The 21,485-nt window shown below is 68.1% G+C and carries 16 protein-coding genes; all 16 read right to left on the bottom strand.

What is annotated here, in order from left to right:
* Positions 1-81 precede the first annotated feature (81 nt).
* The 16 genes from AC6I0Y_RS00465 to AC6I0Y_RS00390 all read right to left on the bottom strand — a co-directional run bounded on the left by AC6I0Y_RS00465 (position 82) and on the right by AC6I0Y_RS00390 (position 21,450).
* Complete coding sequence (locus AC6I0Y_RS00465; protein WP_497732179.1) at positions 82-1,530, bottom strand: hypothetical protein; 1,449 nt, start codon at positions 1,528-1,530, stop codon at positions 82-84.
* 93 nt (positions 1,531-1,623) lie between these two features.
* Positions 1,624-2,529: an ATP-binding protein gene (locus AC6I0Y_RS00460; protein WP_497732176.1), complete on the bottom strand. Its 906-nt coding sequence runs from the start codon at positions 2,527-2,529 to the stop codon at positions 1,624-1,626.
* 214 nt (positions 2,530-2,743) lie between these two features.
* Complete coding sequence (locus AC6I0Y_RS00455) at positions 2,744-4,630, bottom strand: histidine kinase (RefSeq protein WP_497732173.1); 1,887 nt, start codon at positions 4,628-4,630, stop codon at positions 2,744-2,746.
* A gap of 1,077 nt (positions 4,631-5,707) precedes the next feature.
* Positions 5,708-6,730 (bottom strand): sulfite exporter TauE/SafE family protein, encoded by a 1,023-nt coding sequence (locus AC6I0Y_RS00450; protein WP_497732170.1) that lies wholly within the window; start codon positions 6,728-6,730, stop codon positions 5,708-5,710.
* A 6-nt stretch (positions 6,731-6,736) separates the two neighbouring features.
* Entirely contained in the window at positions 6,737-8,038 is a 1,302-nt protein-coding gene (locus AC6I0Y_RS00445) for a glycosyltransferase (protein WP_160709532.1), read from the bottom strand.
* A gap of 332 nt (positions 8,039-8,370) precedes the next feature.
* Positions 8,371-9,942 carry a ribosome small subunit-dependent GTPase A gene (rsgA, locus tag AC6I0Y_RS00440; RefSeq protein WP_497732166.1) on the bottom strand — a complete coding sequence of 524 codons (1,572 nt, stop codon included), beginning with the start codon at positions 9,940-9,942 and terminating at the stop codon, positions 8,371-8,373.
* 8 nt (positions 9,943-9,950) lie between these two features.
* Positions 9,951-10,541, bottom strand: a complete 591-nt coding sequence (locus AC6I0Y_RS00435; protein WP_497732164.1) for a hydrolase — start codon at positions 10,539-10,541, stop codon at positions 9,951-9,953.
* Between the two features lie 305 nt (positions 10,542-10,846).
* A complete protein-coding gene (locus tag AC6I0Y_RS00430) occupies positions 10,847-12,364 on the bottom strand; it encodes a TrkH family potassium uptake protein (protein ID WP_160709536.1) in 1,518 nt (505 codons plus the stop codon).
* A gap of 3 nt (positions 12,365-12,367) precedes the next feature.
* Positions 12,368-12,505, bottom strand: coding sequence for a hypothetical protein (locus AC6I0Y_RS00425; RefSeq protein WP_160709538.1), 138 nt, complete (start codon positions 12,503-12,505; stop codon positions 12,368-12,370).
* A 302-nt stretch (positions 12,506-12,807) separates the two neighbouring features.
* Complete coding sequence (gene clpB / locus AC6I0Y_RS00420; RefSeq protein ID WP_497732159.1) at positions 12,808-15,495, bottom strand: ATP-dependent chaperone ClpB; 2,688 nt, start codon at positions 15,493-15,495, stop codon at positions 12,808-12,810.
* A 153-nt stretch (positions 15,496-15,648) separates the two neighbouring features.
* Complete coding sequence (locus AC6I0Y_RS00415; protein WP_160709542.1) at positions 15,649-16,038, bottom strand: heat shock protein transcriptional repressor HspR; 390 nt, start codon at positions 16,036-16,038, stop codon at positions 15,649-15,651.
* Entirely contained in the window at positions 16,029-16,979 is a 951-nt protein-coding gene (locus tag AC6I0Y_RS00410) for a DnaJ C-terminal domain-containing protein (protein ID WP_497732155.1), read from the bottom strand. Before AC6I0Y_RS00410 ends, AC6I0Y_RS00415 begins: the two co-directional genes overlap by 10 nt.
* 67 nt (positions 16,980-17,046) lie before the next feature.
* Positions 17,047-17,652, bottom strand: a complete 606-nt coding sequence (locus AC6I0Y_RS00405; RefSeq protein WP_497732152.1) for a nucleotide exchange factor GrpE — start codon at positions 17,650-17,652, stop codon at positions 17,047-17,049.
* Between the two features lie 32 nt (positions 17,653-17,684).
* A complete protein-coding gene (gene dnaK, locus AC6I0Y_RS00400; RefSeq protein ID WP_160709548.1) occupies positions 17,685-19,592 on the bottom strand; it encodes a molecular chaperone DnaK in 1,908 nt (635 codons plus the stop codon).
* 911 nt (positions 19,593-20,503) lie between these two features.
* Complete coding sequence (locus AC6I0Y_RS00395; RefSeq protein ID WP_497732149.1) at positions 20,504-20,995, bottom strand: hypothetical protein; 492 nt, start codon at positions 20,993-20,995, stop codon at positions 20,504-20,506.
* A 266-nt stretch (positions 20,996-21,261) separates the two neighbouring features.
* Positions 21,262-21,450, bottom strand: coding sequence for a 4Fe-4S binding protein (locus AC6I0Y_RS00390; RefSeq protein WP_160709552.1), 189 nt, complete (start codon positions 21,448-21,450; stop codon positions 21,262-21,264).
* Between the last annotated feature and the right edge of the window lie 35 nt (positions 21,451-21,485).

The following is a 21,485-nucleotide window of genomic DNA, read 5'->3' as shown; positions in this document are numbered from 1 at the left end:
TAGCAAACAGAGACCCCCCCCCCCCGGTCAACTCCGAAGGGGCTTCTCACCGGACGAGCGGCTGCAAGAGGGACTGGAAGGCTAGCGGGCGTGTTTGCCGCGCGCCGGCTCCGCGTTCTTCTTGCGACGGAACAGGCCCGTGGAGGAAGCGGCTTCCACCTGCACTGGGATGGGCTCGCCGCTGACCGGGCGCGCATCATGGGACCGCGTCATGGGGCGACGGCTGTCGCGCGGCTGCAGCGGCGAAGAGGGAGTGCCCTGCGCATAGCTGTGCGGCTGATGGGCGGCGGGCGCATCCACCTGGACGTAGCCCGAACCGGTCGAGCCGCCTCGCGAACCGCGGCTCGGCGAGACCTGGCGGGCGCTAGCGTTGGCGTTGGCCCGCGGGTTCTGCCACGGCCGCGAATCGGCGGCTGCGCGACCCTGGCCGCGTTCCTGGCGAGGAGCCTGCTGGGCCTGGGCTGCGGCGCGCTGGGCTCGGGCGGCCTGTGACGACTGCGCGGCGCGGGCCTGGGTGCGGGCATCGACCGCGGCGCGGGACGCGGCCGCCCGGGAACCGGCTGCAGAAGCTCCCTGGCCAGACGCCTGGGCGCGCTGGACGGCGGCGCGGGCCTGGGCTCGCGGATCGGCCCGACGCGCTTGCGCCTGCGGGTCGACCGCAGGCTGGGCGCCCTGCCGACGCTGGGCCTGGGCTGCGGCGCGCTGGGCTCGGGCGGCCTCCTCCACACGCTCGTGGGACTGGGTCACGCGAGGGTCGCGGGGGTCATACGCCGGCTGGGCCTGGGCAGCCGCCGTAGCCTGGCGCGCCACCTGACCGCGCTGGGTGTGCTGGCCGCCACGGGAGCGGCCCACCGGCCCCGTCCACTGATCCATGGGGACGCCGCCCGTCTTGTCGACGCCGCGCGGCACGCTGATAGCGTGGGGATCCTGCGCCTCTCGTCCCGCTCGCGAACTGCGGGAACGACCGCCCTGCGCCCCTGCGGCCGGAGCCGGCTGGGCGGCAGCGCGGCCGCGCGAGCCACGCGGGCGACCCTGCTGCTCCATGGCCTGGGCGCGTTCCTGCACCCAGGCGGCGAATGCCTGCTCTTCCTGGGAGAGCGGCGCGCTCGGCTGGGCGGCGGCCTGGCGCCCGGTTGCGGCCTGGCGCGCCTGGGCGGCAGCAGCCGGCTGGGCGGCACGAACACGCTGCGACCCCATCTCCGCACTCTGCGGCACGCCGACGCGCGAGGCGCCGGGGTTCTGCTCACGCGCCGCAGCCGACGCGGCGGGGCGGGGCCCCGCGCCACGCGCGCCCGGGCCTGAACGGCCCTGCGGACGCTGCGGCCCGCGGCCGACACGCTGGCTCACTATCACCTGCATCTCGGCCACTTTCCGCCGCTCCACCTCCAGGCCGTCCACCACGCCGCGCGTGCGGCGGTCGATGGCGATGACCCACACCACCAGCAGCACGATGGCCACGGCAAGCACGATGAGCCCAACGGCCACCAGGGCAAACGGCGACAGGTTCAGAGACGACAGAAATGAGGACACGAGCACTCCGCTCTACGGGGTAAAAGACCTCAGAAAATCATAGCCAACCGCCCGCCCCTTGTCCATGACCGTCTTAGACGGCAGGAGCTAAGATCAGGCCAGTACCTCGCCGTTCACGGAGAAGGTGACCACCTCGAAGGGCAGGCTCTTGCCGCTTTGCGCGAGTGCCTCGGCAGCCGCGCGCTCCAGGCCGCCGCAGCACGGCACCTCCATACGCGCCACGGTGACGCTCGTGACGGCATTGGCGGCGATGATGGCGGCCAGCTTTTCCACATAGCTCCCCTCGTCGAGCTTGGGGCAACCGATGACGGTCACCTTTCCGCGCATGAACCGCTCGTGGAACGACGCGCAGGCGAAGGCGGTGCAGTCGGCGGCGATGAGCAGCCCGCGCCCCTCGTAGTACGGCGCCTGCACGGGCACGAGCTTGATCTGCGCCGGCCACTGCATGAGGCGGCTCGGCGCCTCCCCAGCCACGGGGGCGGAGCCGACGCCCGCCGAGGCTCCCGCACCGGCGGCAGCGCTCACGCCAACGACGGCCGCGGAGCCGGTAGCAGCCTCCCCAGCCACGGGGGCGCTCACCTCAACGGCGGGGCCGTCCGCAGCACAGCCTGCGGCAACCGGGAAGGACGCGCCGGCCATGCCGCCGCCCAGCTCGCGCGAGCGGGAGCCGGGACAACCGGAGAAGGATGCCGGGGCGGAGGAGGCGCGGCCCGCGGCGACGCCGTCCGCCGCGTCCTCGGCGCGCAGCTCGGCGGCCGTGCGGGCGGCCAGGTGCTCGATGACCGCTGCCTCATCATAGGCGTCGGCCTCGCGCTCGATGAACGTGATGGCGCCGGTCGGGCACGCCGGCAGGCAGTCGCCCAAGCCGTCGCAGTAGTCATCGCGCAGCAGCCGCGCCTTGCCGTCCACCATGCCGATGGCGCCCTCATGGCACGCATCGACGCACAAACGACAGCCGGTGCACTTCTCCTCGTCTATTTCGATGACTCTCCTGATCATGGTTTCTCCTTCCGAGCCGGGGAGGGCAGAGCGCGACCGCGAAGGCGCGCGTCCTCATTTCTCGGCGAGAATAGCACCTCGCATGAAAGGCGCAGGTAAGGTTGGAAATCTCCGCAATCTCCTTACGGAAGGCGCGGCGGCGCCGGATGTTTCACGTGAAACATTCGTTCTTCGCTGCTCGGCCACGGCGGGCTCTGCTAGGCGTCAGGCTCTGCTAGGCGCCGGCGCCCTGAGCTTCGGCGTCCTCGGGGTCAAACGCTCGTCGGGAGCGGCTCTCGGCAACGCGTGCGGTCACCTGCGCCTCCACATCCTCAAGCTCGCGCACGTCGCGAACGAGCGCCGCTACCCCCTCGACGCCCTGCCCTGCGGCGCTCGGAGCGCCATCCCCTCGGCTCCCGCAACCCGCCCCAGCAGGCGCTGCGGGCACCCCGTCGGCGCCCCGTCGGCCTCCGAGACCCGCCCCCGCAGCGCCGGCGACGGACTCGTCGGCGCCCCGTTGGCCCACGGGCGGCGCGCCAGCGCCCTCGCCCCGCCCTTCCGCAGGTGCCCCAGCAGGCGCCGCGGGCACCCCGTCGGCGCCGGCGACGGACTCGTCGGCGCCCCGTCGGCTGCGGGCGACGCGCCCTTCCGGCACGCGGATGCGCCCCATCGGCACGGCCGCGTCGGCCACGCCGGGCGCGCCTACCACCACAGGCGCCACGTCGGCCACCGCGGCGGCCACCGCACCGGCGGCGTTGGCGACGGCCGCAGCGGGCGCCTCGCCCCCCAGCATGGCGGCATGGTTCTTCGCGCAGCCCGGGAAGCGCAGCAGCACGCGCGTTCCCTTCCCCAACTCGCTTTCCACCTCCATGCAGGCGTCGGGGCCGAAGAAGCCCTTCATGCGGTCGTGCACGTTCTTCACGGCAATGCCCAAACCCGTCTGAGACTCGGGGTGCATGATGTTCTGGCACGCCTGCTCGCTCATGCCCACGCCGTCGTCGCGCACTTCCACCACCACGTCATCGCCGTCCACCTGCGCCAGGATGGACACGGTCAGCTTCCCCTCCAGGGGCATGGCGTGCTTCACCGCGTTCTCGACGATGGGCTGGATGATGAACGGCGGCACGAGCATATCCTGCAGCTCGGGGCCAGCACCCACGTAGAGCGCCACGCGATCTTCGCCGAAGCGCGCCACCTCGAACGAGAAGTAGCGCATGGTCTGCTCGATCTCGCGCGAGAGCATGATGCGGTCGGTCGAGTCCTCCAGCGTGCGGCGGTAGAACACCGCGAACTCGCGCAGCATGGTGCGCGCCTTGGGCGGATCCGTACGGATGAGCGACGCGATGGTGTTGATGGTGTTGAACAGGAAATGCGGGTTGATCTGGCTCTGGAGCATCTTCAGCTCCATGGAGGTGGCCAGCTTGCGCTGTGCCTCCATCTCGGCAGCGGCCATCTGGGTAGACAGCAGCCGCGCGAAGCCCTGCGCGATGGACTTCTGCGTCTCGGTGATCTTCTTGCCGTTGCGATAGTAGAACTTGAGGCTGCCCTCCACCTTGTCGCCCACGCGCAGCGGAACGATGATGGCGGCCTTGATGGTGGCGCTGCGCGGAAAGCCCAGGTCTTCGGCGGTGTAGAGCACGTGCATGGTGCCCTCGGCCATGGCGTCGAGGGTGGCTTGGGTGCGGATGGCGCTGCCGGCGGGGTTATCCGCCTCCTGGTAGCCCGCGTAGCCGAGGATGTGCTCGGCGTCCGTGAGGGCAACGGCCACCGCGGCGGTGCTGGGCAGCAGCAGCACGCAGATGCGCTGCGCCGCCTCGGGCGTCATGCCCTCCTTCGTCAGATCGAGGAACTGGCTGGCCAGCTGGAGCATATCGTCGGACTGATGCGCGCGGACGGAATCCGGGTCCATCAGCAGGCGGATGACCACCACCACCGACAGGGTGAACACCATCCCCGCCACGATCATGACCACCACCGACACGTTGGGGGAAAGCACCGTCCACAGCATGGCGAGCGCCGAGAGGGCCGCCACGGTGAAGGCGAACATCTCCAAGTTGAAGAGCCGCGGATAGCGGTACTGGTTGTTAGAGGCCTCGCTGGAGGCGTCTTTCAGGGAAGCCATGGCATCTCCTCGGGAAGGCAGCGCGGCGCGGCGCGGCGCGGGCGCAGGCGCGGGCACGGGGGGCGCAGGCGGAGGGCGCGGCCCACGCGCAGGACGCAGGCGGGCGCCGACGGCCGACGCGTGTTTTCGCCACTATAGCAAAACCGCGCCCTCCGATCGACGCGCGGCGCGCAAGCACGCAGGCACGGGGAACACGCGGCGCAGGTAGGCGGGGGCAACGGGGCGGAGCGGGGTGGGGATAAGGGGGGGCATGAGCAGAAGGATTCGAAAGAAGCAGGTGTGACGGATCGGGGACAAGGGCGAGGACGCGCATAGCGAAGACGGGATCGGGGACAGGCGACGCCACAGGAGAGGGCGGGTGGGGAAGCGGGATGACACGCCGCGCAGGCGAGGGATGGGAGGGGCAGCGAAGGCGGGGGCCGGAAGCGGACGAATGTTTCACGTGAAACATTCGTCCTCTAGAAAGCCGGGGACAGGAAGGCGAGAAGGAGGACTGCGAGGCGGCGCGAGGCGCAGGGCAGAGCGCGGGATCGGGCGAGTCGAGGTGCGCGGGCGGGGCGCGGGGAGTGGGGCGCAGGCGGGACGCGGGCCGGTCGGGGGCGGCGCAACAGGGACGCGGGCGAGACGTGGCCCGGGCGGGGCGCGGGCAGAGGCGGGGCGGAGACGCAGGAGAAGCGCGGTTCCGGTCGGGGCGACGCAGCGGGCGCGGGCGGCGAAGGCGAGCCGCATGCGCATGTTTCATGTGAAACATGCGCGAGGGGCGCGATGCGGAAGAGATGCCGAAGCACCAGGAGGGAGCGCACGGCGAAGCGACGCGTTGCCGGGAAACGACACACCGCCGGAGGGCAGCACGCCCCAGAGACCCCACGCCGGAACGCGTTCCACGGCTTCCGCCCGTTCTCAGCATCAGCAACGTCAGACAGCGAGGCAACACGCAAAAGTTAGCCACGTACGAATGTTTCACGTGAAACATTCTGCGCAAAGCGAATGACGGGACACGAACGCCCCCTCCGAAAGAACAAGTACCGCAAGCGACGGAGCATGGCCGCAACAGGCGCCCGGACGCGGCGAGAGGTTCTACATGACACCCGTCTGGTTGAGGGCGAGCAAGACGGCTCCCACCAGAAGAAAGCCGCTGAAGATAAAGCGCAGCGTACGCTCGGGCACGCGCGGAATAAGCCTGGCGCCCAGCAGCGCGCCGGGCACCGAGCCCGCGGCCACGGCGAGGGCCACCAGCCACGAGACGTTGCCGAGCATCGTCTGAGTCACCGCCGCAGGCAACGCGAGCAGCGCCACGGCTATGAGCGATGTGCCCGAGGTGAGCTTCATAGGAATATGGAACAGCGACACCATGAGCGGCACCATGACAAAGCCGCCGCCCAGCCCCACGTAACCCGAGGCCACGCCTGCTATCGCACCCACGCCCACGCCCATCACCAGCTGTCGCCGCGCCATCTGCGGCACCACCGGCACCGCAGGAGCCTCCGCCGCCCCCGCAGTCGTCGCCACGCTCGCCACCGCGCACGCCCCGGCCTCCGCCGCGGCCGCCTCGACGCCAAGCCCCGCCGCAGCCCCCACGGACGCCCCGGCCGCCACCGCAGGAGCCCCCGCCTTCACCGCGGGCTCCTTCGCGCACGCTTCGACCTCTTCCGCGCTGCTCTTCCCTGAGCACGCATTCGCGACCTCCGCACCTGCGGCCGCCGTCGCCGTCCCCTTCCCCTTAGGGGCCTTAAGCGCCTTCGAGAACATGGTGATGGCCGAATACGCGATGACCGCGGCGGCAGCCACCATGATGGCCCAGTCGGGCGACATCGTGGCCAGCCACACGCCCACCGGCGAGGTGATCGCGCCGCCCAGCCCCGCAGCAACGCCGAGCGACGGCACGCAGGTCTTGCGGCGAACGTGCGAGATAGCGCCCGAGATGGACGTGGGAATGATAGTCGCAAGCGAGGTGGCCGTGCTCATGATGGGCGAGAGCGCATAGCCCAGCTTGAACACGGGCACGAGGACAGTGCCCCCGCCAATGCCCAGCAGCCCCGAGAGCACGCCGACACCCACTCCCACGGCCAACGACACGATGAGCAATCCCAGCTGATCCACGATCGGCTACTCCGCGATGTTGAGGCGAATCTCGCTCGTCATGCCCGGATCGAAGGACGCCGGACGGGCGCCGTCGGCTGCGGCCGGGCCCTCCGCTCCATCGGCCACGGCGGCGTTGTGCAGCGCCGAGCGCAGCAGCGCCTCGCTCAACGCCTCGTCGCCCTCCAGGCGCGCCATGGCCTCGGGCCACGCATACTGGAACTCGAAGTACTTCGCGCAGTTGCGCTCGGCGTAGGTCTGCGCCTCCTTGCGCGCAGCCTTCGCGGCACGGCGATACGCCTTCTTGTCCGGCAGCACCAGACTGCGCAGAAACGCTGTCACGCGGATGCGCCGCGTGAGCCCCGGCTCCAGGAACGGCCCGGGATACGGCTCGAGCGACTTCGGCTTCACCTGCTGCAAGTCGATGAGCGCACGGCTGTACTCCAGCTTGCGATACTCGTAGATCCAGCGGAAGATGTCCTGGCGGAAGCGGTCGCCCTCGCTCGACGACTTGGGCGGCAGGTGGCGCAGCACCCACTCGTTGTCGAACCAGATGTCCGAGCCGTACATCCGAAGGTCGAGCATGTAATCCAGATCCTCGCCGCGCGTAATCCACGGATCAAAGGCCTGGCGGCGGAAGGCCTCCTTATGCACAGCCAAGCAGCCACCGCACACGTGGTTGGATCGCGAGAGCCGCGGGCCCTTCATCGCCTTGCTGATCCACTCGTTGAATGCGCGACCCTGCTGCCAGAAGCGGTTGTACCAGGCATCCTCCCACTTCGAGAGGTACGAGCCCTCATCGTTGAGGTAGTAGCCCGTCTTGGCCAAGATGGGAATGCCCTTCTTGGTGAGCTTGCCCAGGCCGTACATGGCGTGCTTGAGGAAGTCGGGGTCGTCCACCACCTCATCGTCGTCAAGGAACACCACCGCGTCGAAGCCGAAGACGTTGGCCACCACCAGCCCCAGGTTGCGCACGGCACCGTAGCCCGAGAGCGCCACCTCGCGACCGAGCTTGCCGATCTTCAGCTGCTCCATGCGCTGACGCACGAGGGCCAGCTCGGCAGCGCCGATGACCAGCACGTTCAGCGACGGGTGCTGATCCACAACAGCCTGCACCTTCTCGGCCGCCTGGGCCTCGAAGGGCGACTCGGCAGCCACAAGCACCACGATAAGTCCCAAGCCACGCACCTTCTCGAGCGAGGCCAGGCAACGTCCCAGCTCGCCGGGATCGTTGAGCGGGGTCACGTGGTCGTAGGTGGCGATGGTGTTGGAGCCAGCGCGATGGCGGCGTCCCGCGATGAACGTCGGGATGATGACGACGGGCTGCATGCAGCTCCTTCCGCGTGCTTGGTCGTTGATGACAGATAACCTAGGTATTGTACTCGTCATTTGTGAAGCAACCATCCACGGCCAGGCAACACCACAACGCCGCACATCGCCGGCGCGCACGACGCGCATCTGCAGCGCCGGCTGTCGTTTCTGGTCATTTGCTTCGAAATTCCGAGGCCCAAACCGCTGCAAAGACGATGCGAGAAGAGGTTTGCCCAGGTCAGCTTTTCTCCGAGCATGCAGAGTCCTTCAAATCAGGCCGACCTCGGCCCCTCAGGCTCGGAATTTCGAAGAAAGTGACCAGAAAACGCGCTTTAGCTTGCAGCGACGCTCTATCGGCGGGGCCTGCCTCCACGCGATCGCTTGCCAGAACCGCGGCCCTTGGGAGAGCGAGCGTGCGATGCCTTCTCTCCCTGCGCCCAACGCGCTTGCTCGCGACGTTCCTTGATCTCGACCGTCTCCTGACGTAGCGCCTGGTAAGAGGCGAATCGCTCGGGCGCCAACTCGCCGGATTCCACCGCCGCGCGAACGGCGCAGCCGGGCTCGTCACCATGGCGGCAGTCGCGGAAGCGGCAGCCCTCGGCCAGCGCTTCGACATCGGCGAAGGCGGCGCCGATGCCCGACTCGGCGTCCCACAACCCGAGGCCGCGCACGCCGGGCATGTCGACGATGCGCCCGCCGCCGGGCAGCTCGATCACCTCGCGGCTGACCGTGGTGTGCCGGCCCTTGCCGTCGCCCTCCCGCACGGCAGCCGTCTCCTGGACGTCCTCGCCCAGCAGCAGGTTCACCAGGCTCGACTTCCCCACCCCGCTGCGGCCGATGAGCACAGCCATCGAGCCGGCGGGCACGAGCTCGCGCACCGCCTCGGCCGAAGAGGGGTCGGCCGACGTCACCACGATGGTCTGCACGTCGGGGCCGACCAGCGCGCGCACCTGGTCGCGCACGGCCCGAACCTGGGCGTCGTCCTGCGCCAGGTCGGCCTTGGTGAGCACGACGGTCACTGCGGCGCCCGTCTCATAGGCGAGCACGAGCTCGCGCTCAAGACGACGGCGGTTCACCTCCGCGAGGGGCTGGGCAACGATGACGCGATCGAAGTTGGCGGCGAGCACCTGGGCGACCGCGCGCTCGGTGGGATCCTTGCGCACGAAGGCGCGGCTGCGCGGAAGGATAGCCTCGATGATGCCCATGTCATGGTCGTCGGGCGCGGAGACCTCCACGCGATCGCCGATAACGGCCCGGACCTTCTCGCCCTTGACCAGCGCCGTCGCGTGCTCGCAGCGCAACGCCTCGCCGTCGGGGAAGCGCACCAGCGGGAATCCCCGGTCGAGCTTCACCACCTCCCCCACGCGCCGGGCCTCGAAAGCGCATCCCGCGGCAGGACTCGCGTCGCCCGCGCTCTCCCCCGCCGCACCGGCGACAGCGGCCGCCATAGCGACATCCGCGGCGGTGACGGCGGCGATGTTGACGGCAACGCCGGCAGCGACATCGGCGGCAGCGCCCGCGCTCTCCCCCGTCGCACCGGCAGCAGCGCCCGCCGCCTGCACGGAACCCGCGGCAACGCTCGCGGCATCGGCCTGCGCGGAACGTGCGGCAGCGCTCGTGGCGGCATCGGCCTGCGCGGAATCTGCGGCAGCCCCAGCAGCGGCATCCGTGGCAGCGCTCGCAGCAGCGCGCTCGGCGGCACCCACGGCAGCGCTCCCAGCAGCGCGCTCGACGGCATCCGCAGCGGGACGCGGCGCAGCGCCCGCAACCGACGCGGTCATCGCAACCTCGACGGGGCCCGCCGTCTGCTCGGCCATCGCGGCCTCGGCGCCCGCCGCCTGCGCACGACCCATGACGGCGCACTCGACCTCCCCGCTCGCAGCGGCATGCGTGAGGTCGGGTGTTTCACGTGAAACACTCATGGCGACCCCTAGCGCTGGCTCTCTCGCAGGCGGTAGAACACGATGATGAGCACTACGCCGAGCAGCACCATCACCGCGCCGGGCACGAAACGATGGGGATCGAGCGGCTCGCGTAGATCCTCGCCCTTCTTCACGACGCTCACGTGGTCGGCATGCAAGTCGGTCAGGCCGTCGTGCTCGGGACAGGTGAGGTGGAACGTACCGCGCACCTGCAGCGTAGTGCCGCGCACGCCGTAGGCGCCGTAGCGGTCGATGGCCTTGGAAGACTCCCTCGCCATGAACACGGGAACGTCTGCGTTCGACCCATCGACGGCTTGGAGGGCGATCCAACAGTTAGCCAAATCAAACTCTGCGTTGATGCGGTCACCCACCACCTCGCCCACCACCTGAACCGTCTGGTTGTTCAGGTAGGAGTCGGCGCTGGACAGATCGGCGATGGAGGTGTCGTAGATGAACGAGCTGTCGGGCATCTGCTGGGGGTTCACCTCGTTGGGGCCGGGAGCACCGTCGCCCTCCGCCGCCCACGCCGTCGCCCCCGGCAGCACGCACGTCAAGGACAGCGCCGCCGCAGCCAGGGCGCCCATCGCCCGTACGCCCATTGCATCCCGCGCACCCACGGCGACCGGGACGGTTGCCGCGCCCGGGGCGCCCGCGCCCACAACCACAGCGCCCGCCGCGCCCATCGCCCGCACGCCCATTGCTTCCCGCGCATCCCAACGCCCATGGGGCCCCGAATGTTTCACGTGAAACACACGCACGCGGCTAACTTTTCGCGCCGCCGCCAACGTCCTGCGAACCACGGCGCGGCCCGCCGCCCGCAGGCCGCGCTCCACCCCGCGCTCCGCCGCCGGTCCGCAGGCCGCCAGTTCCCCGCGCTCCCCCGCGCACAGGCTCCTCTCCGCCCTCACGACGACACCCTCTTCCGCGGGAAGAACGATGCGGCCACCTCCACCATCAGCGCCAGCAGCGTCACGAACTCGAGACGGCCGGCCCACATCTGGAAGATGTAGAACAGCTCGAGCGACATGGGCATGCCTGGCGTGGCCAGGCCGGTGGTGATACCGCCGTTCGACGTCATGGCCACCGACTCGAAGATGGCCTGGGTGGCCTCGTAGCCGTGCGCGATGCCCACGAGCGCGCCCACCACGTAGGTGACCACGAACAGGATGAACACCGTCATGGCCTCTTTCACGATCTCGGGCGAGAGCACGCGGCGCCCCACGTGGTTGTACGCCACCACCACGCGCGCGGAATCGGGCGCGAGGGCCTCCTTGATGGTGGCCACCATCGACTTGAAGATGATGCCCACGCGGCTGAACTTGATGCCGCCCGCGGTGCTGCCGGCCGAGCCGCCCACGGCCATGATGAGCGCGAGCGTGAGGAATGCGCCGGAGGTGAACGCCGTAGTCAGCTGATTGCTCGTGACCACCTGGAAGCCCGTGGTGGTAAACGCGGACACCACCATGAACAGCCCGCGTCGCAGAAGCGCCGGCAGATCGGAGAACAGCGGGCCGGCCGCGAGCGACGCGGTCAGCACCACGGTCATGATGCCCACCCAGATGAGCATGGTGCGCGTCTCGATGTCGCGGAAGAACGTTCCCACGCGCCCCTTCCACACCTCGGCGTACATGACGAAGCTGATGGTGCCCAGAATCATGAGCACCATGATGACGAACTCGATGACGCCCGAGTGGTAGTACATGATGGACTGGCTCATGGGCGTGAAACCGCCCGTGACGAAGGCCGAGATGGAAAGCCAGAGCGCCTGGAGGATGGCGCGCGAGGGCTCCATGCCGGCCATGAGGCATATCGACCCGATGATGACCGTGGCAACCGCCACGATCTCCACCGTGATTCCCGCGATGAACTGGGTAGTCTGCACCACATTGGGAACCACGTGCTCGCTACGGCCCTCCGAGCTGTAGAGCGACGCGCCGGCGCGCTTGCCGAACAGCCCGATGGAAAGCGCCACCACGATGAGCCCCAAGCCGCCCAGCAGGTGCATCATGAACCGGAACATGTTGTCGGCGTTGGACAGGTGGTTGAGGTCCTGGATGACGGTGGCGCCGGTGGTGGTGAGTCCCGACACGCCATCGAACAGCGCGTCCAGGTAGGTGACGTAGTGCCCCGAGAAGTAAAGCGGCACGGACGCGAACAGTGCCAGGATGATCCAAGCCGCGCCGGTGATGGCAAGCGCCTGGCGCCGGTTGAGGCGCCCCGGCTCCACGCGCAGAAAGCGCAGGAGCGCGCCGGCCGTGAGCGCGATGCCGATGGAGAACAGGTAGCGCGCGGCAGGCTCCCATTCCTGGAAGATCAGGGCCACCAGAAGCGGAACGGCCATGATGAGCGCCGAGAACAGAATGAGCGTGCCCAGGTAATGGCCGATGACGCGCAGGTCGTAAAGCGTGAAGCGCTGCCACATAGGCTACCCCATCACCACGCGGACGAGAGTCATCACGATGCCGAGGCCCACGATGAAGCTGGCCACGGCCATGAGGACGAGGAACACCCCATGCCCCGCTACGAAGAAGTCGGCCAGCAGCTGGCGAAAGGTGCTGCCCATCAGTCAGCTCCAGATTCCGCCGACGGCCGCCCGCGCCGAAACCATCGCCCCCATCGCGGCCTGCCCGACCGTTCGGGCCGCACCGGCGCGCGCCCCCCGCAAGGGGGCGACGGAGGTGACGAATCTGTGACCGCGCGTAGGCATGCCGCCTATTCTAGTACAAAGAAAGGGGGCGCATCCACCGGATGCGCCCCCTTGGAGCCGTGTCGCCAACTGCGGCTCGCGCCAGCGGCCGCCGCGAGCCGCCAGCGGCCGAACGCGCCCGCGGAGCACGCCGGCGAAACCGCATCCAGACGCGCAGGCTAGCCCTCGAGCAAGCCGTCGAAGTCGAGCGGGCCCTCCACCATGCAGGCGTACTCGCCCTCGGCGTCGAGGTCGATCAGCACGTGCCCGCCGTCGCGCAGCTCGCCGCTGATGACCTTCTCGGCGATGCGATCCACAATCTGGCGCTGGATGAGGCGCTTGAGCGGGCGGGCGCCGTACACCGGGTCGAAGCCGTCGATGGAGAGGTGCTCCATAGCCGCCGGGGTAACGTCCAGCGTGATGCGGCGATCGGCCAAGCGGGCGCGCACCTCCTCCAGCTGGAGGTTCACGATGTTCTCGATCACGTTGATGTTGAGCTCGTTGAACGTGATGATGTCGTCGATGCGGTTGAGGAACTCGGGGCGGAACGTGTTGCGCAGGGCGTCCTGCATCTTGTTGGCGAACTCGGCCATGCGCTTGGCCGCGGCCTCCGGGGTCATCTCCGCCATGCCGTTGAGCATGTCGCCCATGGTCTCGTTCTCCTGAGCGCTGTGCTCGCGGATGAGCTGCGAGCCGATGTTCGAGGTCATGATGATGATGGTGTTCTTGAAGTTCACCACCCGTCCCTGGCCGTCGGTCAGGCGGCCGTCGTCGAGCACCTGCAGCAGGATGTTGAACACGTCCGGATGCGCCTTCTCTATCTCGTCAAGCAGGATGACGCAGTACGGATGGCGCCGCACGGCCTCGGTCAGCTGGCCGCCCTCGTCGTAACCCACGTATCCCGGAGGCGCTCCGATCAGGCGCTGCACGCTGAACTTCTCCATGTACTCGGACATGTCGATGCGCACCATGGCCTTCTCGGAGTCGAACAGGTACTCCGCGAGCGTCTTGGCCAGCTCGGTCTTGCCCACGCCGGTGGGGCCGAGGAACAGGAAGCTGCCGATGGGGCGGTTGGGGTCGGAGAGCCCGGCGCGGTTGCGGCGGATGGCGCCGGCCACCACGTGCACCGCGTCGTCCTGGCCGATGACGCGCTCTTCCAGGCGCTCGTCCAAATCGGCCAGCTTCTCCAGCTCGCCCTGCATCATCTTGGATACGGGGATGCCCGTCCAGGTGGCCACCACGGCGGCTATCTCCTCGTCGGTGACCTCCTCCTTCAGGATGGCGCCGTCCTCCTGCTTGGCCTTGACGGCCTCCTCCGCCTGCTGGAGCTGGCGCTGCAGCTCGGGGATGCGGGCGTAGCGAATCTCGGAGGCCAGCACCAGGTCGCCCTCGCGGGTGGCCTTCTCCTCGTCGAGCTGCGCGCTCTCCAGCTGGGCCTTGAGGTTTTGGACGCTGACGATGGAGTCCTTCTCGTTCTGCCAGACGGCCTTCTGGTGGTCGAGGGCCTCCTGAGCGGCGGCGATGTCCTGGCGCAGCTTCTCCAGGCGCTCGGCCGAGGCGGCGTCGGTCTCCTTCATGAGGGCCTGCTCCTCGATCTGCATCTGGATGAGCTTGCGCTCGGCGGCGTCTACCTCCTCGGGCATGGAGTCGATCTCGATGCGCAGGCGGCTGGCGGCCTCGTCCATGAGGTCGATGGCCTTGTCGGGCAGGAAGCGGTCGGTGATGTAGCGGTCGGAGAGCTCGGCGGCGCTCACGATGGCGCCGTCGGTGATGCGCACGCCGTGATGGATCTCGTACTTCTCCTTGAGACCGCGCAGGATGGCGATGGTGTCCTCCACGGTGGGCTCGTTCACCATGACCGGCTGGAAGCGGCGCTCGAGGGCGGCGTCCTTCTCGATGTACTTGCGGTACTCGTCGAGGGTGGTGGCGCCGATGGCGCGCAGCTCGCCGCGGGCAAGCGCCGGCTTGAGCATGTTGCCGGCGTCGAGCGAGCTGTCGCCGCCCGCGCCCGCGCCCACGATGGTGTGGAGCTCGTCGATGAACAGGATGATCTGGCCGTCGGCGTCCTTCACCTCGCGCAGGACGGCCTTCAGGCGATCCTCGAACTCGCCGCGGTACTTCGCGCCGGCCATCATGGCGCCTAGGTCGAGCGAGACGATCTCGCGGTCGCGCAGGCTGGAGGGCACGTCGCCGGCGACGATGCGCTGGGCCAGGCCCTCGACGATGGCCGTCTTGCCGGTGCCCGGCTCGCCGATGAGCACGGGGTTGTTCTTCGTGCGGCGAGAGAGTACCTGAACGGTGCGGCGGATCTCCTCGTTACGGCCGATGACCGGGTCGAGCTTGCCCTCGCGGGCCTGCTGGGTGAGGTTCTGGCCGTACTGCTCCAGCGCCTCGAACTGGGTCTTCTCGGTCTGGGAGGTAACGCGGGTGTTGCCGCGCAGGGCCTCGTAGGCCTCCTCGATGTTCTTGCGGGTAATGCCCGCCGTGGTGAGCAGCCGGCCGGCGGCGCCCTTGTCCTCGGAGAGCGCGATGAGCAAGTGTTCGCTCGTGGCGTAGCTGTCGCCCAGCTTCTCGGCTATCTTCACGGCGTTGTCGATGACCTTGATGAGGTCCTGGCCGGGGATGGCCATGGGGGCGGCGCCCGTCTGCTTGGGCATCTTGGCTATCTCGTCGGCCACGTTCTGGGACAGCCAGACCGGGTCGGCCCCGATGCGCTTGATGATGGCGGCGAGGTTGTTCTCGTCGGCATCGAGCAGCGCCTTGAGCAGGTGAATCGGCTCGATGACGGCAGCGTCGGCTTCGCCCGCCACGCCCATGGCGCTTTGGAAGGCCTCCTGTGCCGTGAGAGCCAGCTTGTCGAGTCTCATGGATGGTTCTCCTTGCTTGGTTATCTTTCCTTCAAAGCACCCTCCGAGAGGAAGCAGGGTGCGTCATGGTGCTCCGGATGGCCCGCCTTCGCGCCGCGCCGTGTCGCGCCCGGAACGGGGGGGCAGGCGGGGCGCCATGGCGTGCCGCAGCCCCTAGGGGAGGCGGCGCAGCACAGGCGGCAGGTCGCTGGCGCGCACGAGGGACTTCACGCTCTCGCGAGTTTCCAGCTCGTGCACGCGGTCGGCCAGGCGCCGCACGCGCTTGTGCAAGTCATCGAGCTCCTGGTCGCGCTCGTCGAGGCGTCCCTGGAGGTCGAGGATGCGGATGACGCCGGCCAGGTTGATGCCCTCGCTCGTCAGTTCGTTGATGAGCTCGAGCCGTTCGATGTCGGCCTGCGAGTACATGCGCGTGTTGCCGCTCGTGCGCTGGGGCGTGACGAGCCCCTTCTGCTCGTAGGTGCGCAGCGTCTGGGGATGCACGCCGGCCAGCTGGGCGGCCACGCTGATCATGTACACGGGGCGGTTGCGGTCGTTTACTGCCATGTCCTCACGTCATCCTTCGTCGCCGCCAGGAAGTCCTCCATGGCCTGGCGCTGCTCGTCGTTCATGTCGGTGGGCACCTTCACGTCCACGCGGATCTTCAGGTCGCCGACGGCGCCCTTCGTCTTGAGGTCGGGCGCGCCCTTGCCCTTCACGTTGAGCAGGGCGCCGTCCTGGGTTCCGGCGGGAACCTTCACGCGCACCTTGCTGCCGTCGGGCGCAGGCACCACGATGGATGCGCCAAGCGCCGCCTCGGCCACCGTGACGGGAACGTCCACGATGACGTTGGCCTTGTCCCGCGAGTAGTACGGATGCGCGGCGATGGTCGTGGTGACGAGCAGGTCGCCCGCCTCGCCGCCGTTCTCGCCGAGGCCGCCCTTGCCCTTGAAGCGCAGCCGGCCGCCCTCGACGGCGCCGGCGGGCACCTTCACGGTGAGCGTGTCGGCCTCCGACTTGCCCGGGATGCGCACGGTCACGCGCTTCTCGGTGCCAGTGAAGGCCTCGTCGAACGTCACCTCCAGGGTCACGTTCATGTCCTGGCCCTTCCGCGGACGCGGCTGGCCGCCGAAGCCGCTGAAGTCCCAGTCGGATCCAAACGCACCTTCGCCATGGCGAATGCTGTCAAAGATGTCAGACCAGCCGCCGCTGAAGCCGCTGCCGCCGTAGCCCGAGCCGCCGAAGATGTCCTCGACGCTGACGTTGCCGCCGCCCCACCCGCGGGGTATCTCGTTCTCGTTGGCGGTGCCGTACTGGTCGTACAGCTCGCGCTTCTTGTCGTCGCTCAAGACCTCGTAGGCCTCGTTGACCTCCTTGAACTTAGCCTCGTCGCCGCCCGCGTCGGGATGATGCTTGCGGGCCAGCTTGCGGAACGCCTTCTTGATCTCGTCCGCGGAGGCGGTGCGTGGAACGCCTAGCGTCTGGTAGTAGTCTGGCGATGCCGCCATTCGTTCCACCTCCTAATCTGTCATTCTTGAAAAAAGGGCGGACATTCCTGCCCGCCCTCTTGCTTTCCTATTCTGCCGAAGTCTCTTCGACCTCGCGCTTCGGCCCGCCCGTGGTGACGGTGACCATCGCGGGCCTTAGCACCTTCGCGCCCATCCGGTAGCCCTTCTGGTAGACCTGGGCCACCGTCTCGTCGGGGACGCTCGGGTCGTCGACGGTGGCGACGGCTTGAGCTTCCAGCGCGTCGAAGGCCTGCCCCTCGGGGCTGATGACCTCGACGCCGTCCTTCTCGAGGACGCTCACGAGCTTGGAGTGGACGGCCTCCACGCCTCCCAGCAGCCCGGACTCGCCGTTGGTGGTGGCGTAGTCGATGGTGCGCTCGAAGTCGTCAAGCACGGGGAGCAGGCTCTCCACCAGCTTCTCCGTGGCGCGCGCCTTCTCCTGGGCCCGCTGCTCGTTGGTGCGGCGGCGGTAGGTGTCCCACTCGGCGTGCAGGCGCAGGTACTTGTCCTGCCAGTCGGCGGCCTCGGCCTTGGCCTGGGCCACCTCGTCGGCGGGGTCGGCCTCGGTGTCGGGGGCGGCCTCGGCCTCCTCGATCACCTCAGCCTCGACCGCCTCGGCGGGAGCCGCCGGCTCCGGGGAGCCGGCGGTCGGTGCATCAGCGGGGGTTTCCAAGACTTGGTCCTTATCGGGCGTCGTCATGGCGTTTACTTCCCTTCGTTCTTGTTGTCGTCGACGACCTCGTACTCAGCCTCGATGGTGTCATCGGCGGGAGCCGTCTCAGCAGCGGCGGCCTGGGCGCCGGCGGCCGCGCCCTCGGTGGAGTACACGACCTCGGCCAGCTTGTAGCCCGCCTGCTGGATCTTCTCGGTCGCGGCCTTGATGGCATCCAGGTCGGTGCCCTCGAGGGCCGTCTTCACCTCGGCGATGGCCTCCTCGGCCTGGGTCTTGGCGTCAGCCGGAACCTTGTCGCCCAGCTCGTCGAGGGTCTGCTGGGTGGCGTTCACCAGCGCGTCGGCGTTGTTGCGGATCTCGACTTCCTCCTTGCGCTGCTTGTCCTCCTCGGCATGCTGCTCGGCGTCCTTCACCATGCGATCCACTTCGTCATCAGACAGGGCGGTGGAGCCGGAGATGGTGATCTGCTGCTGCTTGCCGGTGCCGAGGTCCTTGGCCGACACGTTCACGATGCCGTTGGCGTCGATGTCGAAGGTCACCTCGATCTGCGGCACGCCGCGGCGCGCGGCCGGGATGCCGGAGAGCTGGAAGCGGCCAAGCGTCTTGTTGCCCGCGGCCATCTCGCGCTCGCCCTGCAGGACGTGCACCTCGACGGAGGTCTGGTTGTCGGCGGCCGTGGAGTAGATCTCGGTCTTGCGGGTGGGGATGGTGGTGTTGCGCTCGATCATCTTGGTCATCACGCCGCCCATGGTCTCGACGCCCAGCGACAGCGGGGTCACGTCGAGCAGCAGGATACCCTGCACGTCGCCGGCGAGCACGCCGCCCTGGACGGCCGCGCCCATGGCCACCACCTCGTCGGGGTTCACCGACATGTTGGGGGACTTGCCGGTGAGCTGCTTCACGAGCTCCTGCACGGCAGGCATGCGGGTGGAGCCGCCGACCAGGATGACCTCGTCGACCTCGCCCATCTTCAGGCCGGCGTCCTTGAGCGCCTGCTCGACGGGCTTCTTGCAGCGGTCGAGCAGATCCTTGGTGATGCGCTCGAACTCAGCGCGCGTCAGCGTGTAGTCCAGGTGCTTCGGGCCGGAGGCGTCGGCGGTGATGAAGGGCAGGTTGATGTTGGTCTGCGTGGTGGAGGAGAGCTCCATCTTCGCCTTCTCCGCAGCCTCCTTCAGACGCTGCAGGGCCATCTTGTCCTGGCGCAGGTCGATGCCGTTGTCGGCCTTGAACTTGTCGGCCAGCCAGTCGATGACGCGCTGATCCCAGTCGTCGCCGCCCAGGTGGTTGTCGCCCGCGGTGGACGCAACCTCGAACACGCCGTCGCCGAGCTCGAGCACGGACACGTCGAAGGTGCCGCCGCCCAGGTCGAAGACGAGGATCTTCTCGTCATGGTCGACCTTGTCCAGGCCGTAGGCCAGGGCCGCAGCCGTCGGCTCGTTGATGATGCGCAGAACCTCGAGGCCCGCGATCTTGCCCGCGTCCTTGGTGGCCTGGCGCTGGGCGTCGTTGAAGTACGCGGGGACGGTGATGACCGCCTGGGTGATGGGCTGGCCCACCTGCTTCTCCGCGTCGGTCTTCAGCTTCTGAAGCACCATGGCGGAGATCTCCTCGGGAGTGTAGTCCTTGCCGTCGATGTCGATGACCGCGCGGCCGTCCTTGCCGGCCTGCACCTTGTAGCTGACGGTCTTCTGCTCCTCGCCCGTCTCGTTGAAGGAGCGGCCGATGAAGCGCTTGACGGAGGCGACGGTGTTCTCCGGGTTGGTCACCGCCTGGTTCTTGGCGGCCTTGCCGACCACGCGCTCGCCGTCCTTGCGGAAGCCCTCGACGGACGGGGTGGTGCGATCGCCCTCGGCGTTGACGAGGATTTCAGGCTCCGAGCCCTCCATAACAGCCATGGCGGAGTTGGTGGTGCCCAGATCGATACCGAGAATCTTAGCCATTGCTCGTTCCTCACTTTCACAGGTTGCTTGTTAGTTAGCATTTGTTGCTTGCCAATATAAAATCTAAGTCTTGTGTTGTCAAGTTTCATTAATGCCCGTCAGTGAATTAAGCTCACCGAAGATCACCATAGACGCCTCGCGCGGGCGCGTAAGGGTACCCACGCGATTGTTACGAGGGGAAAACCCGCCTGTTACCTGGGTGAATGCCGAAAGCCTGTCGTTGAGCCGCCCGCTCAGCCGTTGCGTCGCGAATGTGGAGGTACTATGGAGGTGCTGATAAAATCTTAGTTGATGTCGCTTAGATTTAGAGAGTTCTGGCATCGGAAGCGCAACGAAAGGGAACGGCGAGGCAACCGGCGAACAGCTCGGATGCAGAAGCCTGGAGCGCGGGGCCGACGGGGCCGGCGAGGGGCGCAGGCGCAGGCGGGGACGCGAGCGAGGCGCGCGGGGCCGGGGGGTGCGAGCGAGAGGCGGGGGTGCGGACGCGGGGCGAGGATGCGGAGCCCGGGGCGGGACGCGAGCGAGGCGCATGAACGCGAGGCGCGCGGGCCCGGCAGGCGGACGCGAGGGTGCGTGAGGCGCGCGGGGCCGGGGGGCAGACGCAAGGGGCGAGGGCGCGGAGCCTCGGTAGGGCGCGAGAAGGCCTGGGGTAGGCGGCGAACGTGGGGTGTTTCACGTGAAACATTCGTTTCCGGGTATGCGAGAGAACGCGGGACGAAGACGAGGCGGGCGTGGCAGAACGCACGCAGACGTACGAGAGGGGGCGCATGATGTTTCACGTGAAACATTCGTTTGCGGTTTCGAGACCCTATGATTCTGCGAGCAGCGATTTCGCGATGCAGGCGGATGAGAGCCGCGCGTGTCAGGCACGCATCCCGCAGTCGGACGGGGCGCGACGCGAAGGAGCGAGCCTAGCGGTCGATGAGGGCGCGCAGCTGGTCGCGATTCGAGAACGGGCGCGGATCATCGGGGCGAGCGACGCGTACCACCTCGCCTTCCCACGTGTCGCCGTTGCCAGAGAACTTGGAGGTACGTACGATCTGCACGAAGCGCACGCGGGATTTGTCCGGGACGGCTGCCATGTCAAAGCCGTACTCGAGATGCGAGAGCATCTCCTGCAGCGCATCAGTCATCGAGGCGCCAGGCTCCAGGCGAATGACGCCGGCTTCTCCGTTGTAGATCATGCCGGGGGCGAGAAAAGCGGTGCGAATGCGCTCGCGGCGCTTCTTCTCCGCCAGATGGATCCCCACGCATGCAGCCACGATGACCGCCCACCACACGACGGTAAAGGCAAGGTCGACAGGGTTATCGACTAGATTGAAGTTGAGGTAATACCACAGCCACAGGAAGAAGGCCGAGGCAGCAGCCAGGACGGCCAGAATTATCCAGTTGCTCTTGCGCATACCCGCATCTCCGTTTCCCATCCCCTCCGAAAAGGGCGCGTTCGTGTGCATTATAGCCCCATATTTCCCCAACGGCATCTGTAAGGCATCGGTTTTACGCGCAGCGGAAAGCCCGTGACGGCAGCGGCAGAGAAACGGGAACGAACGCCTCTCCCCGCGCTCGCTTCACAGGCACGGCATCCGCGCGGGAACCCCCTCTATATATAAGTAGGGGGCGCCCGCTTGGCGGGACGCCCCCTACTGGCAACTCAAAGAAGCGCGAGGAGCTAATCCTCGGCGACCTCCGGAATAGCGCCCATCGGGCACTCCTCGACGCAATCGCCACACGCGATGCACGCGTCCTCGTTCACGACTTCCGCCGTGCCGTTGACGACCTCGAGAACCTCCTGCGGGCACGCGTCAACGCAGATGCCGCAACCGATGCACTCATCGGCCTCAATAATCGGGTGAGACATAGCAACTCCTTCTCGGTCGAAAGTCCCCCATGGGT

Source organism: Adlercreutzia sp. St.1H8, from assembly GCF_059728655.1.
The sequence above is the reverse complement of the archived record's forward strand: the minus strand, read 5'-3'. Positions and strand labels throughout refer to the sequence as shown.

Coding starts and splice junctions, on each gene's coding strand:
- AC6I0Y_RS00390 (WP_160709552.1), bottom strand. CDS start 21,450: ATGTCTCACCCGATTATTGAGGCCGATGAGTGCATCGGTTGCGGCATC.
- AC6I0Y_RS00460 (WP_497732176.1), bottom strand. CDS start 2,529: ATGATCAGGAGAGTCATCGAAATAGACGAGGAGAAGTGCACCGGCTGT.
- AC6I0Y_RS00430 (WP_160709536.1), bottom strand. CDS start 12,364: ATGTGGCAGCGCTTCACGCTTTACGACCTGCGCGTCATCGGCCATTAC.
- AC6I0Y_RS00445 (WP_160709532.1), bottom strand. CDS start 8,038: ATGCAGCCCGTCGTCATCATCCCGACGTTCATCGCGGGACGCCGCCAT.
- AC6I0Y_RS00425 (WP_160709538.1), bottom strand. CDS start 12,505: ATGGGCAGCACCTTTCGCCAGCTGCTGGCCGACTTCTTCGTAGCGGGG.
- AC6I0Y_RS00455 (WP_497732173.1), bottom strand. CDS start 4,630: ATGGCTTCCCTGAAAGACGCCTCCAGCGAGGCCTCTAACAACCAGTAC.
- clpB (WP_497732159.1), bottom strand. CDS start 15,495: ATGAGACTCGACAAGCTGGCTCTCACGGCACAGGAGGCCTTCCAAAGC.
- AC6I0Y_RS00435 (WP_497732164.1), bottom strand. CDS start 10,541: ATGGGCGTACGGGCGATGGGCGCCCTGGCTGCGGCGGCGCTGTCCTTG.
- AC6I0Y_RS00410 (WP_497732155.1), bottom strand. CDS start 16,979: ATGGCGGCATCGCCAGACTACTACCAGACGCTAGGCGTTCCACGCACC.
- dnaK (WP_160709548.1), bottom strand. CDS start 19,592: ATGGCTAAGATTCTCGGTATCGATCTGGGCACCACCAACTCCGCCATG.
- rsgA (WP_497732166.1), bottom strand. CDS start 9,942: ATGAGTGTTTCACGTGAAACACCCGACCTCACGCATGCCGCTGCGAGC.
- AC6I0Y_RS00415 (WP_160709542.1), bottom strand. CDS start 16,038: ATGGCAGTAAACGACCGCAACCGCCCCGTGTACATGATCAGCGTGGCC.
- AC6I0Y_RS00395 (WP_497732149.1), bottom strand. CDS start 20,995: ATGCGCAAGAGCAACTGGATAATTCTGGCCGTCCTGGCTGCTGCCTCG.